Source organism: Plantactinospora sp. A48 (genome assembly GCF_055793945.1).
Window position 1 is genome coordinate 75,266 of record NZ_JBTIXF010000003.1, and the last position, 21,264, is coordinate 96,529.

The following is a 21,264-nucleotide window of genomic DNA, read 5'->3' on the forward strand; positions in this document are numbered from 1 at the left end:
AGCGTACCGCCGGTGACCGGCGGGGGGTGGTCGCGCACGCCGGGCGGAGGGGGCAGGATGAACGGCATGGGTGTGCCGGGAGAGGGACTCGCGCGGGGGCTGGCCGTCACGCTGAAGACGATGGTCCACCCGACCCACACCCAGCAGTACCCGGACGTGTCGCCCGAGTTGCCCCCACGGTCCCGGGGTGTGATCGCGCTACTCGCGGAGAACTGCACGGTCTGCATGCTCTGCGCCCGGGAGTGCCCGGACTGGTGCATCTACATCGACTCGCACAAGGAGGAGGTCGAGGTCCCCGGCGCCGCCCGGGCCCGGCAGCGCAACGTGCTGGACCAGTTCGACATCGACTTCTCGCTCTGCATGTACTGCGGGATCTGCGTCGAGGTCTGCCCGTTCGACGCGCTCTACTGGTCGCCCGAGTTCGAGTACGCCGAGTACGACATCCGGAACCTGCTGCACGACAAGGACCACCTGGGTGAGTGGATGGCGACCGTGCCGCCGCCCCCGGCGCACGACCGCAACGGCGAGCCGGCCAAGGAGGAGAGCACCGCCGCGCGCAAGGCCGCGATCCCGGGCCGGCCCGCCGGTCCGACCACCCCGGGGGTACGCCCCGGCCGCCCGGCCGCCGCCCCCGGCCCGCCGCCCCCGTCCGCTGGTCCTGGCTCGGTGCCCCCGGCGGGTGGGTCCGGCCCGTTGTCCCCGGGCACGCCGCCGGCAGCGGGCGAACCCGGTCGGGACGGCACCGGATGACCGGGGCGGACGTGTTGCTGCTGGCCCTCGGGCTGGTCGCGGTCGGCGCGGGTGCCCTGGTGGTGACCACCCGGCACCTGGTCCGGGCCGGTCTCTACCTGGTGGTCTGCCTCGGCGCGGTGGCCGGGCTGTTCCTGGTGCTCGGCGCCGAGCTGGTGGCCTGGGTGCAGATCCTCATCTACGTCGGCGCGATCGTGGTGCTGCTGCTGTTCGCGGCGATGCTGACCCGGGCCCCGATCGGCGCGTCCGCCGAGCATGACCGGCCCGGCTGGGCCGCCGGCCTGGTCGGCGGCGGTGCCGGGCTGGGCCTCGCGGTGCTGCTGATCGACGCCTACCGCTGGTCCAGCGTGCGGCTGCCGGCGCCGGGCACCGCCGAGCGGCTCGGCACGGAGATATTCGGCGGCTGGGTACTGCCGTTCGAGGTGCTGTCCATCCTGCTGCTGGCCGCCCTGGTCGGCGCCATCGTGGTGTCCCGGCCCGAGATTGGCCGTCGTCGGTGAGGCCGGTCATCCCGTACGTCACCGCCGCCGCGCTGTTCGGGCTCGGCGCGTACGGTGTGCTGCGCCGGCGCAACGCGGTACTGCTGCTGATGGCGGTCGAGCTGATGCTCAACGCGGTCAACCTGATCCTGGTCACCGCCGACGCCTCGGTGCGGGGCGCGTTGCCGGCCGGCGGGCAGGTCTTCACCCTGTTCGTGATCGTGCTGGCCGCCGCCGAGGTGGGGGTGGGGCTGGCCGTCGTGCTCCAGCTCTACCGGCTGCGTGCCGACGTGTCGGTGGACTCGCTACGCCTGGACGCGCCGCCGCAACAGGTGATCCCGCTGCCGTCCGCCGAGTTCGGCGCCGCCGGCTGGGAGGACCGCGTGGCCGCCGCCGGCTGGGAGGACCGCGTGGGTACCGCCGACCCGGGGGACCGCGTGGGTACCGCTCAGCCGGACGAGCCCGCCGGCATCGTCACCCATCCGGGCATCCCGGGTGACCCGGAACCGGGGGTAGGACCGTGAGCCGGTCCGTGCTGCTCGGCGCGCTGCTGCCGGCCGTACCCTTCGGGATGGCCCTGACCGGGTTGCTGCTGCCGACGTCGCCCCGGGGCCTGCCCCCCGGTCCCGCCGAGGCCGGCCAGGGATCCACCGGGCCCGTCCTGGTGGCCCGGTCCCGGGCGCTGCCGGTGACCCTCGGTGTCGCCGGCGCGAGCCTGGCGCTGGTCGCCTCGGTCGCGTTGCTGGCGACGATCGGCGACGGGGTGGACGCGGCCACCCGGTGGATCGATCTGGGCGGCCTCACGGTGAGCCTCGGCGTCCGACTGGATCCGGCGGCTGCGCTGGTCGCGGTGGCGGTGTCGGCCGTCGCACTGGCCGTCCAGGTGTACTCGGTGGCGTACCTGGGTCGCGACGTCGACCACCGGTACGCCCCGTACGCCGCGCAGATCAGCCTGTTCACCGCGGCCATGCTGCTGGTGGTGGTGGCCGGTGACCTGGTCATGCTGCTGGTCGGCTGGGAGGTGATGGGCCTCTGCTCGTACCTGCTGATCGCCCACGACCGGCGACTGCCGGAGGCCCCGGCGGCGGCCGTGAAGGCGTTCCTGGTCACCCGGGTGGGCGATGTGGGTTTCCTGCTCGGCATCGCGCTGCTGGGGGTGGGTGCCGGCAGTTTCCGGATCGCCGACGTGCTGGCACACGACTACTCCGCCGGCACGCTCACGGTGGCCGGCCTGCTGCTGCTGGCCGGCGTGGCCGGCAAGAGCGCGCAGTTCCCGCTGCACACCTGGCTGCCGGACGCGATGGCCGGCCCCACCCCGATCTCCGCGCTGATCCACGCGGCCACCATGGTGGCCGCCGGCATCTACGTGGTGACCCGGCTCTATCCGCTGTTCGAGGCCGCCCCGGCCACGCTGGCCGTGCTGGGGGTGATGGCGGCGGTGACGATGCTGCTCGGCGCGCTGGCCGCCACCGCGCAGGACGACCTCAAACGGATCCTCGCCTGGTCCACGGTCTCCCAGATCGGATATATGGCCGGCTCGCTGGCGGTCGGCTCACCCGGCGCGGCGCTGTTCCACCTGCTCACCCACGCCGCGTTCAAGGCGTTGCTGTTCCTCGCCGCCGGTGCGGTGATCCACGCCGTGGGCACCACCCTGCTGCCGGCCATGGGTGGGCTGCGCCGGAGCATGCCGGTCACCTTCTGGAGCATGGTCATCGGGCTCGGCGCGCTGGCCGGGCTGCCGCCGCTGTCGGGCTTCTGGAGCAAGGACGGCATCCTGGTGGTGGCCCAGGGCGCGGCCCTGCACGGCACCGGCCCGGCCGGTGTCTGGGTCGGCTGGCTGGTCTGGCTGACCGGCCTGCTCGGCGTCGGGATCACCGCCTGGTACGCGACCCGGCTGCTGCTGCTGACCTTCGCGGGCGAGCCCCGCACCCCGGCGGTCCCGCCGCCGGCCGCGAGCCCGTTGGCGGTATCTCCGCCGGCCGCAGGGCCGCACACCGTGCCGCCCCCGGAGCCGCCGGCCGTGCCTGTGCCGGCCGCGAGCCCGCACGACCCGCCGGCCGCGATGCGGTGGCCGATCCTGCTGCTCGCGATCCCCGCCGCGCTGCTCGGGCTGGCCGGCTTCGCCGGCCCGTTCGTGGACTGGCTCGCCGGATCGTCGAGCACCGCCGGCACCGGGCCGGCCGCTCCCGCCACCCCGGTCGACCGGGCCGAACTGGTCCACGTCGGTCCGGGGCTGCTGCTGCCGCTGGCGCTGCTGCTGGCCGGGGTGGCCCTCGCCGGCTTCGCCTGGTGGCGGGATCCGACCGGCGATCCGGCCCACGCGCTGGGTCCGCTGCGTCCGCTGTTCGCCGGCGGCTTCCGGCTCGACGACGTACAGCACGCCCTCGTGGTACGTCCGGTCCAGGGGCTGGCCCGGCTGGTGCGACGCGGTGACGAGGCGGTGGTGGACGGGGCGGTCGAGGGGACCGGCCGGGGCGCGTACCGGCTCGGCGGCCGGATCGGCGCGCTGCACCGGGCCGGCCTGCCCCGCGCCGTCGCCGCCGTCCTGGCCGGCGCCCTGCTGATCGGCGCCCTGGCCGCCGCCCTCGGCGGTGTGTCATGACGAAAGGAAGGGCACCTTCTTATCGCTTTCGGTATAGGACGGGCCCCCTCTTAACAGCCTTCGGCAGGTCGTCGTGACGGCCGGTCAGGTCGGTCTGGTGGCCGTGCTCGCCGTCCCGGCGCTCGGCGCCGCCGCGGTGTTCGCGGTGCCCGCCCGCACCGACCGGACCGGCCGCACCGACCGGGCCGGCCGCACCGACCGGGCCGGCCGCACCGACCGGGCTGGCCGGGCGGTGGGTACGGGGTTCGCCGCCCTCACCTTCGTGCTCACCCTGCTGCTCGGCAGGCACGGTCCGGTCGGCTGGTTCAGCTACGGCACCGGGCCACCGGCCGTGCTGCCGTGGCACCAGCTCGACCTGCCCTGGGTGCCGGCCCTGGACCTGCGGTTCCACCTGGGCGTGGACGGGATCTCGTACCCGCTGGTCGTGCTGACCGCCCTGCTCACCCTGCTGTGCTGCGCGTACACCATGGTGAAGGCGCCCGGCGGCCGGTCCGGCCGGACGCTGGTGGCGCTGCTGCTGGTCATCGAGACCGGCATCCTGGGCACCTTCCTCGCCCTGGACCTCGTGCTGTTCTTCGTGTTCTTCGAGGTCGTGCTGCTGCCCATGGCCGCGGTCATCGCCGGCTGGGGTGGCGACGGCGAGGGCATGCCGGGCCGGTACGTGGACGGCGGCGACCCGGCGGCAACCCACCGGACTCTCCCGGGCGGCGCGGCGTCGACTCTCCCGGGCGGCGCGGCGTCGACTCTCCCGGGCGGCCCGGTGCGGGCGGTTCCGAGTGCGGCGGCGCGGGCGGCGGCCCGCAAGTTCGCCCTCTACACCCTGTTCGGTTCGGTGTTGCTGCTGGTCGGCGTGTTCACCGTGGTGACCGCAGCCGGCACCGCCGACATCGCGGCGCTGGCCGGCGGGACCGGGCTGTCCCGGACCGTCCAGCTGGTCGCGTTCACCCTGTTCGGGCTGGCCTTCGCGGTGAAGAGTCCGCTGTGGCCGTTGCACAGCTGGCTGCCCGACGCGCACACCCAGGCACCCACCGTCGGCAGCGTCATCCTCGCCGGGGTGCTGCTCAAGATGGGTACGTACGGGCTGATCCGGATCGGCGTGGGGGTGACCCCGCAGGGCGCCCGCTGGGCCGGACCGGTGCTGGCCGTTCTCGCGGTGGCAGCGATCCTGGTCGGTTCCCTGGTCTGCCTGGCCCAGGACGATTTGAAGCGGCTGATCGCGTACTCCAGCGTCGGGCACATGGGTTTCGTGCTGCTCGGCATCGCCACCGGCACGGCCACCGGGATCCAGGCGGCGTTGATCGGCAACATCGCGCACGGCATCATCACCGGGCTGTTGTTCTTCCTGGCCGGTGCGGTGAAGGACCGCGTACACACGGGAAGCCTGGTCGAGTTGGGTGGCCTGCGGGAGAGCGCGCCCCGGCTGGCCGGCCTGCTCGGTTTCGCCGCCGTGGCCTCGCTCGGCCTGCCCGGCCTGGCCGGCTTCTGGGGGGAGGCGTTCGCGGTGTTCGCGGCGGTGCGTCGCGGCGGTCCGTTCTGGCTCACCCTCGCCGCGTTGGCGGCGGTCGGTGGCGCGCTGACCGCCGCGTACTTCCTGCGACTGCTGCGCCGGGTCAGCCACGGTCCGGCCACCCCGCGAGTGGTGGGGCTGACGCCGCACGTCGCGGCCGTGGAGTGGCTGGCCTGGGTGCCGCTGGTGCTGCTCGCCCTGGCCGTCGGGCTGGTCCCGGCCCTGGTGCTGGGGGTCGCCGGCGATCCCGTCCAGGCCCTCGTCGAGGCGGTCTCGCCGTGAGCCAGACCGTCGACCACCTGGCGCTGCTACCCGCGTACGTCGCGGCCGGCACCGCCGTACTCGTGCTGCTGGCCGATCTGGCGGTGGCCCGCTGGGGTACGACGCTGGCGGTGGCGATGGTCGGCGCGGCGGCCACCGCCGGGACGGCCGCGGTGGTCGGCCGGGGTGCCGACCGGCGGACGTTCTGCGTGACCGACGGCTGCTCATACCTGTTCACCGGCCGGTCCGCGCTGGTGGCCGCGCTGTTCGGGCTGCTGACCCTCGGCGTGCTCGCCCTGTCGGTGCCGCTGCTGCGTGCGGCCCTGGTGCCGCCGGGGGAGTACTGCTTCCTGCTCGCCTGCTCGCTGACCGGTGGTGTGGTGCTGGGCGCGGCCGGTGACCTGATCACTCTGATCGTGGCGGTGGAGACGCTGACGCTTCCGCTGTACGTGCTTGTCGCGTCCCGCCGGACCAGTCTGGCCGGCGCCACGGCGGCCGTCACCTTCTTCGTGGTCAGCGTCGTCGCCACCGCCGTCACGCTGCTCGGCGCCGCGCTGCTGTACGCGGCCACCGGCCAACTGCACCTGAGCCGGCTCGGTCCCGCGCTCAGCGACGCCGAGCCGGCGGCCCGGCTGCCGCTGGCCGCCACGGCCGTCGCGCTGGTGGTGCTCGGTCTGGCCTTCAAGGTGGCCGCCGTGCCGTTCCACGCCTGGGCGCCCACCACGTACGACGGCGCGCCACTGCCCATCGCCGGCTACCTGTCGACGGCGTCCAAGCTGGGCGGGGTGGTGGCGCTGCTGGCCGTCGCCGCGACCACCTGGCCGGCGGCCCGGTTGGTGGTCGTGGCGAGCGCCGACCGGACCGGGCCCGCGCTGTCCGTCGGCGGGACCGGGTCCGGGTTGCCCTCCGGTGTCGTACCCGCCCTGCCGCACGATGTCGGCCTACCGGACGGGGTGGCCCTGTCGGCCCTGCCACCGGGCAGCACCGGCCCGGTGCTGGCCGTGCTGGCGGTGCTGACCATGACCGTCGGCAATCTGGTCGCGTTGCGGCAGACCCGGATGGTCCGGCTGCTGGCCTGGTCGTCGGTCTCCCAGGCCGGATATCTGCTGGCACCGCTGGGCGCGCTCGCCGGGCAACGGGACCCCGGCGCGGTCCGCGCGCTGGCCGCGGCGGTGCTCGGGTACGCGGTCTTCTACGTGCTGCTGGAGTTCGCCGTGTTCGCCGCGGTGGTGGCGTTGCGCCCGGCCGGTGCCGACGGCGGGCCGATCGCCGACTACCGCGGGGTGGCCCGCCGGCATCCGCTGGTCGGCGCGGCGTTCGTGCTGGCGCTGGTGGGCCTGGCCGGTCTGCCACCCGGGTTGGCCGGACTGTTCGCCAAGGTCGTCGTGGTCCGGTCGCTGCTGGCCGGGGGAGCGGGCTGGCTGGCCGTGGCGGTGGCGTTGAACGCCGTTGTCGGGTTGGCCTTCTATCTGCGGGTCGCCGCCACCCTGTACGCGCCGACCAGCGCCACACCCCCGGAGCCATCCGCCCCGGCCGTTCCCGGGTCGGCGTCGGCGGTGGCGGCCCCGGCGACCGGGGCCGGGTTGGAATCGCCAGCCAGCGTCCCCGAGCTGGCGCGGCCATCCCGGGCCGTCCTCCTGGCCCTGGCCGTCGCCACCGCGATCGCCGTGATCATGGGGTTCGCCCCGCAACTGGTCCTGGCCGTCGCCGCCCGCTGAGCTGCCGCCGTCCCGCCGCCGTCCCCGACGCCATGATCCACCCAGTGTCGGCGGAACAGGGCTTTCCCAGGGATCCGAACCCCCCAACTTCGCCGACATTGGGTGGATCATCAGCCCGTGGGTCGGGCGGAGTGGTGGGTGGGTACTCAGGCAGTTCCCAGCTATATGCGGATGATGACGGGGTACCGGGAGCGTTGTACCGGTCAGCGGGTCGGCTTGGATCCGCGCACCGAAGGAGTGATCGTGCACAGCCACCGAAACGGTCTGAAGACGGCCGCTTTGCTCGGCCTGCTCACCGCCCTGATCCTCGGCGTCGGCTACTGGTTCGGCGGAAGCGCCGGCCTGGTCATCGCCGTGCTCATCTCGCTGGTGATGAACGGCGTGAGCTACTTCTTCTCGGACAAACTGGCGCTGCGGTCCATGGGTGCGCAGCCGGTCAGCGAGGCCGAGTTCCCGGCCCTGTACCAGATGGTCCGCGAGCTGGCGACGGCGGCGAACCAGCCGATACCCAGGCTGTACGTGAGCCCGACGATGCAACCGAACGCCTTCGCCACCGGTCGGAACCCGGCGAACGCGGCTGTCTGCGTGACGCAGGGCATCACCCAGATCCTCGACTACCGCGAGTTGCGTGGCGTCATCGGTCACGAGCTGTCACACGTGTACAACCGGGACATCCTGATCTCCAGCGTGGCCGGCGGGCTGGCCGGGATCATCACCGCGCTGGCGCAGCTGATGTGGTTCATCCCGCTCGGCGGCGGGGACGACGACGACTCGCCGAACCCGGCGGTGCTGCTGGCCATGCTGATCCTCGGCCCGATCGCCGCGATGGTCATCCAGCTGGCGATCAGCCGCAGCCGGGAATACCAGGCGGACGCCTCCGGCGCGAGCCTCACCCGCGACCCGCTGGCCCTGGCCAGCGCGCTCCGGAAGATCCACATGGGTACGCAGCAACTGCCGCTGCCGGCCGACCGCCAGCTCACCAGCACCGCGCACCTGATGATCGACAACCCGTTCCGGGGTGGCGGTCTGGCGGCGCTGTTCTCCACCCACCCGCCGATGGAGGAGCGGGTCCGTCGGCTGGAGGAACTGGCTTCCAACTCCGGCCCGATCCAGTACCTGCGCTGAGGCCAAGCTGCGGCGTCGGCCCCGGATCGCACGGTTTCGGCGCCGGTCGGGACCCGGCAGACCGGGGCGGCTGTGATCGGGCGCACCGTCGGCGCAGGTGAAATCCGGCTGACCCCGGCGCGACGACGGCGTTAGGGTCGGAAGATTGTCCGATCCTTACCCGGGAGGTCCCCTCGTGGCCGCGTTCCGCCCGTACCTCGAGGTGTGGCGGATCCCCGGCGCACCCATGCTGCTGGTCACCGGCATCATCGGCCGGCTCGGCATCGGGATGACCCCGCTGGCGCTGCTGCTGGTCGTCGAGCACGTCACCGGCCGCTACTCGGTCGCCGCGGTCGCGGGCGGCACCTACGCCCTGGCCGGGGCGGCGCTCAGCCCGATCGCCGGCCGGATCGCCGACCGGTCCGGGGCGACCCCGGTACTGCTGGTCACGGCGGTCGCCCATCCGCTGGCCCTGGTGGGTCTGCTGCTGGCCAGCCGGGGCGGCGCGGACGCCGTACCCGTGATCTATGCCGCCGCGGGACTGGCCGGCGCCACCTATCCGCCGTTGACCGCGGCCATCCGGGGAGCCTGGAACGGGCTCACCGAGCCCCGGACCGGCCGGGCCGCGCTCCGCAACGCCGCCCTCGCCGCCGAGACCTCGCTGTTCGAACTCGTCTTCGTGCTCGGCCCGCTGCTGGTCGCCGGCTTCGTACTGGTCGCGGACGCCGCCGCGGCGCTGCTCGGCGCCGCCGCGGTGACCCTGGTCGGCACGGTCGCGGTCGCCCTCGGCCGGGCCATGCGCGGCTGGCGACCGCATCCCACCGACGCCCGGACCAGGGGCCTCGGCCCGCTGCGGATCCCAGGGTTCCCCGCGCTGCTGATCTGCGTGGCCGGGCTCGGAATCGCGTTCGGCGCCGCCGGGGTCACCGTGCCGGCCTTCGCAGACGCGCACTCGGGCGGGAACGGGGAGAGCCTGGCCGGGTTGCTGCTCGGGGTGTGGGGCGTCGGCAGCGCGCTCAGCGGGCTGTGGTTCGGCACCCGCCGCCCGGCGCGGAGCATGGCCCGGCTGTTCGGCTGGCTGCTCGGCGCGGTAGCGGCCACCTTCGTGGTCTTCGCCTTCATGCCTGGGCCGCTCGCGTTGGGCGTCGCGCTGGTGTTCGGCGGTGCGGCCATCGCGCCCGCGCTCATCCTGGAGACCAACCTGGTCGGCCGGATCGCCCCGCCCGGCATGCTGAACGAGGCGTACACCTGGGTGGTGACCGTGGCCGTCGCCTGTAGCGCGGCCGGCGGCGCGATCGCCGGGGTCATCGTCGACCGGCCCGGCGGCGTCCCGTGGGCCTTCCTGGTCGCCGCGACCGCCGTCGCCGTCGCGGCCGGGGTGGCGTCGCGGCCGGCGGGCCCGATCGCCCGCGCCGAGAACACCCCACTGGTACGCCCAGAGCGCCCGCTGGCCACCGACCGCGCCTGACCGAACGCGGCCCCGGGTCCGCCCGGCCCCCCGGGTCTGGACGGACCCAGGTCCGGACGGGCCCGACCAGAGGCGCTTGATCGGACACAGCCGACCTGACGGCCCGCACCTGCCGATCCCCCTCGCCACCCCATGATCACTGCTACGTCAGCGACCTCATCCGGCCTGAATGAGGTCGCTGACGTACCAATGAACGCCATCGCGCAGGCCGGGCGGGCCGGCGCGATGGCGGCCGACGGTGCTGGGCCAGCTCCGCCGGATCGCTGCCTAGCGGTAGTTGGTGAACTGGAGGGCCACGCCGAAGTCGGCGCCCTTCAGCAGCGCGATCACGGCCTGGAGGTCATCCTTCTTCTTGCCGGTCACCCGCAACTGGTCGCCCTGAATCTGCGCCTGTACGCCCTTCGGACCCTCGTCCCGGATCTTCTTGCTGATCGCCTTGGCCTTGTCCGACTCGATCCCCTGGATGACCTTGCAGTCGATCCGGTACACCTTGCCGGACTGGCGCGGCTCCCCGCAGTCGAGAGACTTCAGCGAGATGTTCCGCTTGACGACCTTCTCCTTGAAGACGTCCAGCGCGGCCTTGGCCCGTTCCTCTGTCTCCGCCTGGAGTGTGATCGCCTCATCCCCGGCCCAGGAGATCTCGGCGCCGGTACCGCGGAAGTCGAAGCGCGAACCCAACTCCTTCTCCGCCTGGCGCAGGGCGTTGTCCATCTCCTGCCGGTCGACCTTGCTCACGATGTCGAACGACGGGTTCGCTGCCATGATCATGCTCCTGAGGTCTGACGGTCTCTGCGGTGTCCTGGATGACCCGGTTCCACCCTCGGTGGTCCCGGTTCCCGGTGCCACCCGAAGGCGGCACATCGTGCCGACGGTACCCGGTTGCGCCGGGACGGGGGACAACCGCTATCCTTGCTTCCGCCGCCGCGCACAGCGTGGTGGCACGCCCTGGCGGGTTGCCCGAGCGGCCAATGGGAGCGGACTGTAAATCCGTCGCGAAAGCTACAGAGGTTCGAATCCTCTACCCGCCACCAGGTGCGACAACGGCCCCTGAACAGCAGGAATGCTGATCGGGGGCCGTTGTCGTTGATCTCGCTGGGTCCGGCTGTGTCCGACCGTCTACGGCTGGTTGTGGGCAGATAGTGGGCAGGTTGATCTAGCCGGTCTCTGGACTTGTCTCCGGGCTGTGTGGCCGGTCGGGGTGTCCCGTGACCCATGGTCGTTCGGCGGTTCTGGTGGCGTCTGGGGCGTCCTTTGCCGGGACGGTGGGCCGAGGGCAAGCCAGTCCGGGGTGTGGACTGGCGCGGCAGCCTGTGTCACCGCGGCTGCCCTCGCAGTCGGCCCCCGTCTTCGCGTTCGTGACTGCGGTTGCTCGGCTTCGGCCCTGGCGTTCGTGGCGGCCTGGTCCTGGGCGTGGTGCGCGGGCGGCTGCCCGGCGGATTTCGGTGGCTTCCCGCCCCGGCGCCGTAGGCGTCCGGGGCGGCTCACCGCCGGGCGGTCCTCCGCCCGCGCGCCGCGCCGTGTGCGGCGCTCTTGATCCAGAACAGAACAAATCGGCAACCGACGACCAAGGGTGGCGGTTCGTCATTGAGGGCTTGTTTACAGCTCTGTGCAGGTCGTCCGGCTTCGACCGTGCGCGTCCGTGACCACGAGCGACTGTCCGCACGGTTCCGCTAACGGGCTTACCCGCTCGGTTGCTGTAACCGTTGCTGTTGATTGAACGGGGCGACCTGTTAGCTCTCGTCGGGGAGCCTGGTCGCTCGCTGCTGGCTCCGTGACAACCTAGCTCTGCGGCCCGACATGCAGCGATGCGTGCGGCCGGCAGGGGTGGGTCGACCTCGGGATTTGCCAGTAGAGTGCGCCATGGCCAAGAATCGGACGCTCGATACCGGACGTCAAGCACGATAGAGTCACGTACGGTACATCGGTCGTGCGAAGGGTGGAAGCGGTGGCGCACAAGCTTCAGCTGGTGTCGGTGTCGCGACTCCTCCTCGACCAATCCAACGCACGGCTAGGCGAGGAGCAGGCAACTCAACAGGCGACCCAGCTTGCACTCGCTAAACTGCTTGGCACGCAGCTCCTAGAGATCGCCGATGACATCGTAAGAAACGGGCTTGATCCAACGGCACTGCTAGCGGTCACTCCCGATGGGGCTCCTCGTTCAAAGCTCAGAGTGATCGAGGGCAACCGCAGGTTGCTCGCTCTGAAAGTTCTAGATACGCCCGCCATAATTGATGGGGTCTTTAGTCCCGTTCGTCGAAAGCGCTTGGTTGACCTCTCAGAGATGTTCCGCGCGGACCCCATTTCATCCGTGCAATGCGCCATCTTCGAGGCCGAAGGGGATGCGCGGCACTGGATCGAATTGCGACACACAGGCGCTAATGGTGGGGTTGGGCTAGTCGAGTGGGATACCAACGAGCAAGACAGATACCGCACTCGTCATGGTCAACCGGATGAGCGCAAGCCTGCCGGCCAAATCATCGACTTCGTTAGTCAATTCTATCCGGCCAAGCCGGGAGATAAGCGCATCTTCACGACCCTCGAACGTGTCGTAGCGACGCCAGCAGTTCGTGAGCAGCTCGGCATCGAGATCGATGGCGGAAAGGTGTACTCAAACTTCCCGGTCGCTGAGGTGCTCAAGGGTCTTGGCAAATTGGTGGCCGATCTCCGCTCCGGTGACGTCAAGGTCACAGACGTCTACTACGAAGACGATCGCTTGAGATACCTCGCTTCCCTTACTCCCGAGGAATTGCCGGACTTGGCAACCAGGATGCCTGCAAGACAGTTGCTCGTGTCCCTGTCCGCGCACGAAGCAGCCACACCCTCGCCAGCGCCGATGCAGCGTACTCCGCAGGAAGGTGCCGGTCCGAGCCCGAGGCAACAGGTGGGCGCACAGTCGTCTGGCGTGGGAAGCTCCGCCAGCGCTGGCTATGGACAAGGAAATTCAGCCACGCCTGATGGCGCTCTATCGCAGCAAGCTCAACTGGCAGGGACTGCGAGTCCGCGGCCGAGTCGGGTTAGGCCGCTCAAGAAACGGGCTACTACCATTCCCAGAAGCTGCGTCCTGTACATCACCGACCGTCGAATCAACCTCATGTATCATGAACTCTGTAGGCTCGATGTTGACCAGTTCTCCAATGCTTGCGCAGTCCTATTCCGCGTCTTCGTCGAACTGAGTGCGGACGCTTATATTGAGAAGCATAACCTCATCGCCGAAGCGGATAGGCGTAATGCCAAGTTAAAAAAGAAGCTCGTTGACGTAGCAAGCCACTTGAAGCGAGACGGGAAGATAGAGACTCAGCTCGAAAGGGCCGTAGAAAAGTTCGCCAATAGCGATGGCATGTTTAACTCTTCCATTGTCACGCTACATCAGTACGTACATAACCCGAAGGCGTACCCGGTTCCGAGCGAGATCCGTACCGCGTGGGACGAAATTGAGCCGTTTATGACTGCGCTTTGGGCCAAGTGAAGATGGAGACTGTTGGCTCAGCAGCCCGATACCCATCCCCCCTCCGTTATCCAGGTGGGAAGGGGAAGGTGGCGAACTTCCTCAAGCTCTTGATCCTGCAGAACGACCTTACGGGGATTGATTATGTCGAGCCGTATGCTGGCGGTGCCAGTGTTGCCCTGACGTTGCTGTACGAGGATTATGTCAGCAACGCACAAATTAATGACCTAAACCAGGGCGTATATCAATTCTGGCGCATGGTGGTCAATGACCCGGATGCCTTGTGTCGAAGGATTAGAGCCGTCAACCTGAACCTAGAGGAATGGCGACGGCAAAAGCGTGTCTATGCCGATATGGATGCCACACCGGAGGATCTCGCCTTTGCCACATTTTTTCTTAATCGAACTAACAGATCGGGCATTATCTCCCGTGGAGGAGTGATCGGAGGCAACGACCAGCGCGGGGACTGGAAGATCGACGCGCGATTCAATAAGGCATCCCTGTGCTCTCGCATCCTGAAAGTTGCGCGCTTCGCGTCGCGATTGACCGTGACCAACCAGGATGCGGTCGCTTTGCTGAAGGGCAGCACTAGTCGCGCCGGAACGGCACTCCACTACCTGGACCCCCCGTACTACCTAAAGGGATCGCGACTGTATGACAATTTCTACGGCCATGATGATCACCTCACGGTTAGTAGGACAGTCCGCAGTATGAAGGGCCCGTGGGTCGTATCTTATGATGCGAATCCGGAGATCCTTTCAATGTATTCGGGCTGTGAAAGCTTGCGGTATATTCTTGGCTACAGTGCTTCAAAGTCACCCAACGGCACAGAGGCTATGTTCTTCTCTGAGGACCTCGTTGTGCCCGATGTCTCATCGCCCGCCGGCATCGCGTCTTCTGCTATCGATGCAGCCAAGGCGACGGCTACCTTGTTCTAGCCGATGGCGCGTCGAGCGTCACGTCAATGCCTCACGTTGCTGTATTGCCCAATGTTCACTACTGCATCGGGTCCGAGGGTCAGGCCGCCTTGAGTAGGCACAGTAGCTACGCGCTAGTGGCCTTGAAACGAGGCTTCGTACTCCCATTCGGTGCGGTCCGCGGGCAGTACGACGTCTAGGGCGACTTCCACGACCCGCGAGTCAGCGTACGTGCGGCGGCGGACGCAGATGACAGGTATACCGCCGGGAAGGCTGAGGGTCCGCGCTTCGTCGTTTGTGGGCATTCGCGACCGTACAGCCTCAACGCTATTGGTCACGGTGTGGCCGAGCTGGTCGAGCAGGGCAAGGTGCGCTGAGATGGCTGGCGCTCGATGCAAAGCGGAGAGCGATGCGCCGGCCACGTCGCTGAGTAGGTAATACGAGGTGAGCATGTGCTCTGGGACGCCGTGGACGCTGACGACCGCCCGGTGCTCTAGAAGCATGGTTCCGGCGGGGACGTTGAACAGCGCGGCAATCTCTGCTGTGGCGGGTACCCTGCGCTGCTCGGTGCTGACCTTTTCCTCCCAGCCGTCGGGGTCTGGCTGCGCGACCGTGGCGCCGTACCGGTGTGGCCGGAGGATTCGCCGTGTCGTGGCGGGGCGGGCGTAGGTGCCGCGCCCATGTTCGGTGACCACTGACCCGTCGTTGCGTAGATGGGCGATAGCCTGGCGGATGGTGCCGCGGGCTACGCCGTATTCGCGCATGAGGGCGGGTTCGGAGGGGATGAGCGCGCCGGCCGGGATGGCTCCGCTGGTGATGCGGTGGCGGAGTTCGTCGGCGATGGCGCGGTAGCGGGGTTGCTTGTGCGGGGTTGGCACATCGGTCACGGTACCTGTCTGCCGGGTTCTCAACCGGTCCGGCACACGTCGTGCCACACGTCTCGCTAGATGTATAGACAAGTCGTCTAGTTGTAGGTACGTTTTGAAGGCGGTCGGGGACGGCTGATGACAAGGGGTTGGCACCAGACCCGCCCCGGCCGCACACAAACGGTTCCTTCGCGCCTTCGGCAGCGGCCGGCGGCGCTGACTCAACCTGCCCCACAGACCCGGCACGGCGCCGCCCCGTACTGCCCGCAACCGGTGTGGCGTCGTGCCGTCGAGGGACCGGTGGCCGGCTCGCGTACTCCCAGGCGGTCGGCCACCGGTTCCCCTCACCCGTCGCCGAGGTAAAGACGATGATCCGTTCCCACCGCCGACACAACGAACTCCGGTCCTGGTGGCCCTGGAAGCGCCGCACCACCCGCACCCCCGGCCGGCACGCCGCGACCGGAAAACCCACCCCCGCCGGCCGGCCGCGCTGGGCTGACGGGCCGACGGTGAAGCTGCCGAACCTGCGGTACGCGCCCCTGCTCACCCTCGCCCAAGCGCACCGGGGCAACGGCGGGCGGTGGACCCGGTGACCCGCCGACCGCAACCACCCGGGCGGGCCACGGATCATCCGGTGTGGTGTGACCGGCGGCGCTGCGGCTACCTCGTACCGCCGATCATGTCCCACATGCCCCGCCGGCACGTCGGCACCGCCATGCGCCTGGGCGCGGTACGGGGTGCGGGCCTGGTGGTGGTCCACCTGGTCGGCTCGCACGGTCAACCACCCCTGGTCGGTCTGCACGCTGCCGGGGCGAATCGGATCGCTGGCGCGGCCGAGTTGCGGCTGTCCGACGCCTGGCGGCTCGCCCGTGGCCTGGACCGGCTGTGCGCCGACGCCGGCTACACCCCACCCGCGCAGGAGGCCGCAGATGACCAGCAGTGACCAGCAGCCGGCCGGGGGACAGTGCCCGCCCTGGTGCGAGGGCTGCGGCCCGGACGATCCGATGCACCGCACCGTCCTGACCACCATTGGCTGCGAGGGCGGGGGGTGGATCAGCCTGAACATTGTCTTGGACCGGTTCCGCCGTCGGGAACCGATGCTGCGGGTCGACACCACCCGGTACGGGCCGACGCAGAGCATCATCCTGACAGTCGAGCAGACGGGCCGGTTCCTGCTCGACCTGGCACGCGGGCACGAGATCCTGCGGGAGACCCGTACCGCCCGACGGGCTACGGCCCGGTCCGACGGTGCCTGACCGGACCACCCGGCAGACGTATCAACGTCTAGGCGGTAGCGTTACCGGCGTGATCCCCCGGGACTGGCGACCGCGTTACCTGCAACTGGCCGAGGAGCTACGCGCCCGCATCGTGTCCGGGGAACTCCCGCAAGGTTCGGCCATGCCCAGCGAAACCGAGCTGGCCGACACCTCCGGCCTGTCCCGCACCTCGGTCCGGAACGCCATCCGCCAGTTGCGCGAGTGGGGCCTCGTGCGCGCCGAGCAGGGCCGGGGCACCTATGTCCGCGCGCCCCGGCAGCGGGTGCGGCGTCGCAACACCGAGCGGTACCAGTGGGAGAAAGACCGCGCCCTGGCCAGCGAGGTCGAACGCCGCCGCTCCGGGGGCACGGAACACGACACCGGCCTGACCGTCGATGACCTCAAGTTCCACGCCGAATACACCAGCGTGGACGCCGACGAGGACATGGCGAGCGTGTTCAACCTGCCGATCGGCACGCGGTTGTTGCGGCGGGTGTACTGGACCAGCTCCCGCCACGAAAGCGCCCCACTGTCCATCTCCTACTCATACCTGCCGTACGACCTGGTGGCGAAGAACCCGGACCTGCTGGATCAGGAGAATGAACCCTGGCCCGGCGGCACCATGCACCAACTGCACACCATCGGTGTCGAAGTCGATCAGATCACCGACGAGATCCGCGCCCGACCACCCTCACCAGACGAAGCCGAACTCCTCGACATCGAAGCCGGCGTCTCCGTCCTGACCGTCCGCAAGATCTCCACCGACATCAACGGCCAGGTCGTCGAGGTCGCCGACATCGTCCTACCCGGCGACCGGACCGAACTGGTCTACACCACTGTGTTGAAGCGGTGGAAGGCGTGACCCGACTCGTCTCGGTCATCACCCCCGTCCACAAACCGAGCGTCGGCTACCTCGCCCAGGCATACCAGTCGCTGACCGCGCAGGAACTACCCGACGGGTGGGACTGGCAATGGCTCGTCCAGGAAGACGGCCAAAACAACCTCCTCGTCGACCAGCTCCCGGACACCGACCCTCGGATCAGCGCAGGCAGCGGTCGACCCGGCGGCCCGGGTGTCGCCCGCACTCTCGCGCTGGCGCGGGCCGAAGGTGAGTACGTAAAGGTTCTGGACGCTGACGACCAACTCACCCCCGATGCGCTTGCCCGGGACATCGCGGCCTTGGAGGAACACCCCGACGTCGGATGGGCAACATCCCGCGTCCTGGACCTCATGCCCGATGGCCAGACCGTTGGCTTCGACATGGACCCACCCGCCGGGCGCATCACCCGCGGCGAAGTCCTCACCTTTTGGAAAGCCCACGACTACAGAGCACCCGTCCACCCGGCCACGTTGTGCATGCGTCGGAGCCTGCTCCTAGCCCTGGGCGGCTGGATGGCCCTGCCAGCCTCGGAGGACACGGGTCTGCTCCTGGCCGCCAGCGTCATCACCGACGGCTGGTTCACCCCCGAACCCGGCCTCCTCGACCGCAAATGGCCCGGACAGATGACCGGTCAAGTGACCCATCGCGAACCCGCCGAACATGGTGCCCGCATAAAGATCATCGAAGAGCGGGCAAAGTGGCTGGAATTGCTCTTTCCTGAGAATTTTTGCGGTTGATGTCTCAAGGGAGATTAATTCTCTGGCCATCGACACGATACCTTGATTTGTCTCTGATGCGTGTTGTAGTATCCGATTTATAGCTATAGGTCTGCATCAACGCACCGTTTTGACAAAGGCGATGCGCAGTGCCGTATCGTGTGGCCTCTGCGCTCAAGGCAGTGGGGGTCGGCCGATGACCGCGGCGGTAATTACCGCAAGTGCAAGTGTGGTTGTGGCGGTTCTCGGATTCCTGCTTAATAGGCGGAATCAGCAACAGTTCGAGATCCGTCGAGTGCTCCTTGAAAGAGTAAATCGTCAGCTTCGCGAACTCTATGGTCCGCTGTTTGCGCTGGTCAACACGAACGAACGTCTTTGGCGGGCTCTACGTGACTCAGGATTGCCGCCTAGAACCCAAAGGTCAGCCGACGCCGCGCAATCTTTGACCGGCTCGGAAAGGTGGGCTCCCTGGATGCAGCACGCGCTGATGCCAGCGAACATCAAGATGAGAGACGTCATAGTAGGGAACGCTGATCTACTAATAGAAGGTGACGTACCATCGCCTCTCTTGGAATTTTGTGCACATGTGTCAGTGTACGAAGTAATTTTAGCGGGAGCGGGAGCTCTCGAGGCTAACGCCGGAGGGGCGCTCATACCGCATCCAGGCCAAGAGTACGTAGATTACATTCGTGATTCGTTCGCATACTTGAGGCGCGAGCAAGAGCGGCTCTTGGCTCTTATTCGCCCCTAGATTCTGCTGGTGAGGTGTCTTGAGTAGGGTTATGATCGATTCGAGTCATCAGTATTGCTTGGCAGACGAGCAGTTATACCTGGGTCGGATCTCGTCGGCCGCCTCGACGGCGCCAGTCCTTTCCGTGGCCTAAGAGTCCTGCTGTCTATGTTGTAGGCGACGCATAAATGTCGCCTAACCGATTCTACTTGCTCGGTTGCGTCGACGATTAACAATGGGCGATGAAGGGCGGAGATTTCAACAATGAACTCCTGAATGTCATGAGCCTCTCCTAGGAGTTCGGACGCCCTTGCAAGGTCCGTCACCAGCATGCGCCGAGACCTGTTAGGTACTTCATCATCGGGCCGGACCTGCATCCGCCTTTCCCATCGCTCGACCCACCCAAGTAGGACTTCAGCGACCCCGACTGCAGTACGCGTTCTGTCCGCGTCCTTCGGGTCGCTCATCACGGTGAAAAGTTACTTCTGGGCCAAGCTGAAATCCTGCGCCGATACTCGCTCAAGTGAAGGAAAGTTTCCGGCATCTAGCCATTGTTGGCCGTCGTCATATACGGCCGATCCCATCACCTTTAGTCGAGAAGAGATAGCTTTTCGAGCTCTAGAGCTTCCATCAAAATTGACTCGGTCGACTCCTTTTAAGTTGCTCATTATTTCAAGGTCTCCATATTCGATGATGAGAGTTCTGTCTCTGTCTCGTTGCCACGCCATTCCGGCTTCAAAAATTACATTTGGCCGTGGCTGCCCTTTCAACTGACGGCGTGCCGATCGTGTATCGAGGACTGGATGGAGTGCGACTAGGTCGTCAGGGGTCATGAAGACAACGATGACATGGCACATACTAAATCCTGCATCGAGGATCTCTGCGGGGTACTGGCTTCCCTTCTTGGTCATAAGTACGGCATCGTCCCATTCGATCACGTGCAGCCTGAGGGATCGCAGGAAATCCGACATAGCATCTGCTGCCTCTTTCCAAACGCCCCTTACTAAGAACACTTTGCTAGTATCGGCATAGTGGCTCGCATCCCCGTGCGAAAGGCGGTCAGAGCCGGGCGGGCCGGAGACAAACCGGTTGGTTACCTCTCGTCCTGCGTCTACAACGCGCCGGGCACGCCCCGGCCAATCCTGGATTAACATGCCGCCTTGCGAATCGATTGCGGCCAAAATTTCGTCCGAAGCTATATCAGTAAAAGTTATCTTCACTCGCGCTATTTCGCCGGTCCTAGCTGTAGAGCCATTGAGATAAATTTCTGAGCTCCGCTGGTACGGTTCCACCACACTCCGCCAGACGGTTTCTTCCGTCAGATCAAGATAAATGATAGGAGCCGTACTGCCGCGCATGGAAAGCTGAACATGGTATGGCATTCCGTCTCCTTCGCGAGTCGTACAAGTCGTAGTGCGGACGGGCATGGCTTGGCGATGTTGGGTACAGTCTGCGACACTCCGCCCAAAAATGGAACGGCTAAAAGCGGCGATTTGGATCGTGCAACGAATCAGAGCTCTGGCACCGATTGCTGTTGTAGCAACGAGTAGACCGCCCAGAAGGGTCCCAATCTGCTGACTCACGTGCCGCTCCTCACTCGGACGACGAGCGAGGCGGGGCGGCTCAGCTCGTCCAGTCCGATATCCGACTGGATCAGCTGAGTCTGCGCTGCCAGCGAGCCCGGGACTCATCACCGGAATAGAGCCTAATCGGCCGAATCCGGGAATTGCTTATAGCTGATCGCAAGTACCTGTCTGCCGGCGTCCCGCACCCAGTACCTTCGGTTCAGGGTTACGACTCCATGGTGGCGCTGCCTACCAGATGCTAAGCGGTTTCCCGCTTCCGACAGCAAGCGGCTGTCTGCGACCGATGTGAAGCTCGTGCGCTGACTCCGTTGACTTGTCTGCCAAGTTGGGTTTACCGTGCTCAGTACAACTTGGCAGACAGGTCTACAAGCTGGAGGTTGCGCGATGGCTCTGAGGGGTGGGACGAGGTTCTCGGTCCGGTGTGAGGACGTGTTCCCGGCAGGGTGCGCGTTGGTCCCGGACTCGCTGGGCGAGGTGGAGGACTACGACGAGAAGACCGGTCGGCGTTCGCCGGCCAAGGACAAGGTGACTGGCCAGCGGGTGTGGCAGGTCCGGGTCATGGACCTGGATCCCGAGCTGGGCAAGCGGTCCCGGGAGACCACGGTCAAGATCTCGGCCGACTACCAGCCGGTGCCGCCGACGGGCACGCCGTTCGAGGCGGTGGAGTTCGACGGGATGACCGTCACGCCGTATGTGGCGAACAACGGTCGGATGGCGTACTCGCTGCGGGCGACCGGGATGCGCGCCCCGGCGGGCGTGAACACGAGCAAGCAGAAGCCAGCGGCGTAGCCGCATCAGGTGCGGGCGGGGCTGTCAGGTCTTGGCGGACGGCAGCCCCGCCCTCTGTCTTCCCCCTACTCGCAAGGAGAGAGGTAGTGACATGTCCAAGCGTAAGCGTCCGGCTGCCCGCACCCGGCCCCGGTGCGTGACGTGTCGGGTCCGCTTCGACCCGGCGGGCGGCGACGGTGATGGCCGTTGC

Annotated in this window: 18 protein-coding genes, 1 tRNA gene and 1 pseudogene; 17 read left to right on the top strand and 3 right to left on the bottom strand. The window is 67.9% G+C overall.

Features of this window, described 5'->3' with window-relative positions; genetic code table 11:
* Positions 1-57 precede the first annotated feature (57 nt).
* From ACXN5W_RS03000 to ACXN5W_RS03035, 8 genes and pseudogenes are all read left to right on the top strand, one after another.
* Positions 58-750, top strand: coding sequence for a NuoI/complex I 23 kDa subunit family protein (locus tag ACXN5W_RS03000; RefSeq protein ID WP_473156576.1), 693 nt, complete (start codon positions 58-60; stop codon positions 748-750).
* Positions 747-1,250 carry an NADH-quinone oxidoreductase subunit J family protein gene (locus ACXN5W_RS03005; protein ID WP_473156577.1) on the top strand — a complete coding sequence of 168 codons (504 nt, stop codon included), beginning with the start codon at positions 747-749 and terminating at the stop codon, positions 1,248-1,250. Before ACXN5W_RS03000 ends, ACXN5W_RS03005 begins: the two co-directional genes overlap by 4 nt.
* Positions 1,247-1,555: pseudogene (gene nuoK, locus ACXN5W_RS03010) on the top strand (NADH-quinone oxidoreductase subunit NuoK); the annotation flags it as partial. The gene ACXN5W_RS03005 and the pseudogene nuoK, both read left to right, overlap by 4 nt.
* A gap of 194 nt (positions 1,556-1,749) precedes the next feature.
* Entirely contained in the window at positions 1,750-3,831 is a 2,082-nt protein-coding gene (locus tag ACXN5W_RS03015) for an NADH-quinone oxidoreductase subunit 5 family protein (RefSeq protein WP_473156578.1), read from the top strand.
* A gap of 73 nt (positions 3,832-3,904) precedes the next feature.
* A complete protein-coding gene (locus tag ACXN5W_RS03020; RefSeq protein WP_473156579.1) occupies positions 3,905-5,620 on the top strand; it encodes a complex I subunit 4 family protein in 1,716 nt (571 codons plus the stop codon).
* Positions 5,617-7,317, top strand: a complete 1,701-nt coding sequence (locus tag ACXN5W_RS03025) for an NADH-quinone oxidoreductase subunit N (protein ID WP_473156580.1) — start codon at positions 5,617-5,619, stop codon at positions 7,315-7,317. Before ACXN5W_RS03020 ends, ACXN5W_RS03025 begins: the two co-directional genes overlap by 4 nt.
* Before the next feature lie 243 nt (positions 7,318-7,560).
* On the top strand, positions 7,561-8,442 hold the full coding sequence (gene htpX, locus ACXN5W_RS03030) for a zinc metalloprotease HtpX (protein WP_473156581.1): 882 nt from the start codon (positions 7,561-7,563) through the stop codon (positions 8,440-8,442).
* A 175-nt stretch (positions 8,443-8,617) separates the two neighbouring features.
* Complete coding sequence (locus tag ACXN5W_RS03035; RefSeq protein WP_473156582.1) at positions 8,618-9,889, top strand: MFS transporter; 1,272 nt, start codon at positions 8,618-8,620, stop codon at positions 9,887-9,889.
* A gap of 267 nt (positions 9,890-10,156) precedes the next feature.
* On the opposite strand, the gene ACXN5W_RS03040 is transcribed toward ACXN5W_RS03035, so the two are convergent.
* On the bottom strand, positions 10,157-10,651 hold the full coding sequence (locus ACXN5W_RS03040) for a YajQ family cyclic di-GMP-binding protein (protein ID WP_473156583.1): 495 nt from the start codon (positions 10,649-10,651) through the stop codon (positions 10,157-10,159).
* A gap of 185 nt (positions 10,652-10,836) precedes the next feature.
* Between ACXN5W_RS03040 and ACXN5W_RS03045 the strand changes: the two genes are divergently transcribed.
* The 3 genes from ACXN5W_RS03045 (at position 10,837) to ACXN5W_RS03055 (ending at position 14,272) form a co-directional block, all read left to right on the top strand.
* Positions 10,837-10,920 (top strand) — tRNA-Tyr (locus ACXN5W_RS03045).
* A 914-nt stretch (positions 10,921-11,834) separates the two neighbouring features.
* Positions 11,835-13,355, top strand: a complete 1,521-nt coding sequence (locus tag ACXN5W_RS03050) for a hypothetical protein (protein WP_473156584.1) — start codon at positions 11,835-11,837, stop codon at positions 13,353-13,355.
* A 2-nt stretch (positions 13,356-13,357) separates the two neighbouring features.
* On the top strand, positions 13,358-14,272 hold the full coding sequence (locus ACXN5W_RS03055; protein ID WP_473156685.1) for a DNA adenine methylase: 915 nt from the start codon (positions 13,358-13,360) through the stop codon (positions 14,270-14,272).
* A gap of 113 nt (positions 14,273-14,385) precedes the next feature.
* On the opposite strand, the gene ACXN5W_RS03060 is transcribed toward ACXN5W_RS03055, so the two are convergent.
* Positions 14,386-15,138 carry a GntR family transcriptional regulator gene (locus tag ACXN5W_RS03060; RefSeq protein WP_473156585.1) on the bottom strand — a complete coding sequence of 251 codons (753 nt, stop codon included), beginning with the start codon at positions 15,136-15,138 and terminating at the stop codon, positions 14,386-14,388.
* A 347-nt stretch (positions 15,139-15,485) separates the two neighbouring features.
* Between ACXN5W_RS03060 and ACXN5W_RS03065 the strand changes: the two genes are divergently transcribed.
* The 5 genes from ACXN5W_RS03065 to ACXN5W_RS03085 are packed head-to-tail and all read left to right on the top strand — an operon-like array spanning position 15,486 to position 17,990.
* A complete protein-coding gene (locus ACXN5W_RS03065) occupies positions 15,486-15,710 on the top strand; it encodes a hypothetical protein (RefSeq protein WP_473156586.1) in 225 nt (74 codons plus the stop codon).
* The gene (locus ACXN5W_RS03070) at positions 15,707-16,060 is read left to right on the top strand and encodes a hypothetical protein (protein ID WP_473156587.1); all 354 of its coding nucleotides are present in this window, start codon (positions 15,707-15,709) and stop codon (positions 16,058-16,060) included. Before ACXN5W_RS03065 ends, ACXN5W_RS03070 begins: the two co-directional genes overlap by 4 nt.
* Positions 16,047-16,373, top strand: coding sequence for a hypothetical protein (locus ACXN5W_RS03075; RefSeq protein WP_473156588.1), 327 nt, complete (start codon positions 16,047-16,049; stop codon positions 16,371-16,373). Before ACXN5W_RS03070 ends, ACXN5W_RS03075 begins: the two co-directional genes overlap by 14 nt.
* A 49-nt stretch (positions 16,374-16,422) precedes the next feature.
* The gene (locus tag ACXN5W_RS03080) at positions 16,423-17,235 is read left to right on the top strand and encodes a GntR family transcriptional regulator (RefSeq protein WP_473156589.1); all 813 of its coding nucleotides are present in this window, start codon (positions 16,423-16,425) and stop codon (positions 17,233-17,235) included.
* Positions 17,232-17,990: a glycosyltransferase family 2 protein gene (locus ACXN5W_RS03085; protein WP_473156590.1), complete on the top strand. Its 759-nt coding sequence runs from the start codon at positions 17,232-17,234 to the stop codon at positions 17,988-17,990. The genes ACXN5W_RS03080 and ACXN5W_RS03085 overlap by 4 nt, the downstream gene beginning before the upstream one ends.
* A gap of 1,188 nt (positions 17,991-19,178) precedes the next feature.
* Here ACXN5W_RS03085 and ACXN5W_RS03090 read toward each other — a convergent pair.
* Positions 19,179-20,081 carry a TIR domain-containing protein gene (locus tag ACXN5W_RS03090; protein WP_473156591.1) on the bottom strand — a complete coding sequence of 301 codons (903 nt, stop codon included), beginning with the start codon at positions 20,079-20,081 and terminating at the stop codon, positions 19,179-19,181.
* A 588-nt stretch (positions 20,082-20,669) separates the two neighbouring features.
* On the opposite strand from ACXN5W_RS03090, the gene ACXN5W_RS03095 reads away from it, so the two are divergent.
* Positions 20,670-21,074, top strand: coding sequence for a transcriptional regulator (locus ACXN5W_RS03095; RefSeq protein WP_473156592.1), 405 nt, complete (start codon positions 20,670-20,672; stop codon positions 21,072-21,074).
* The last annotated feature ends 190 nt before the right edge of the window (positions 21,075-21,264 follow it).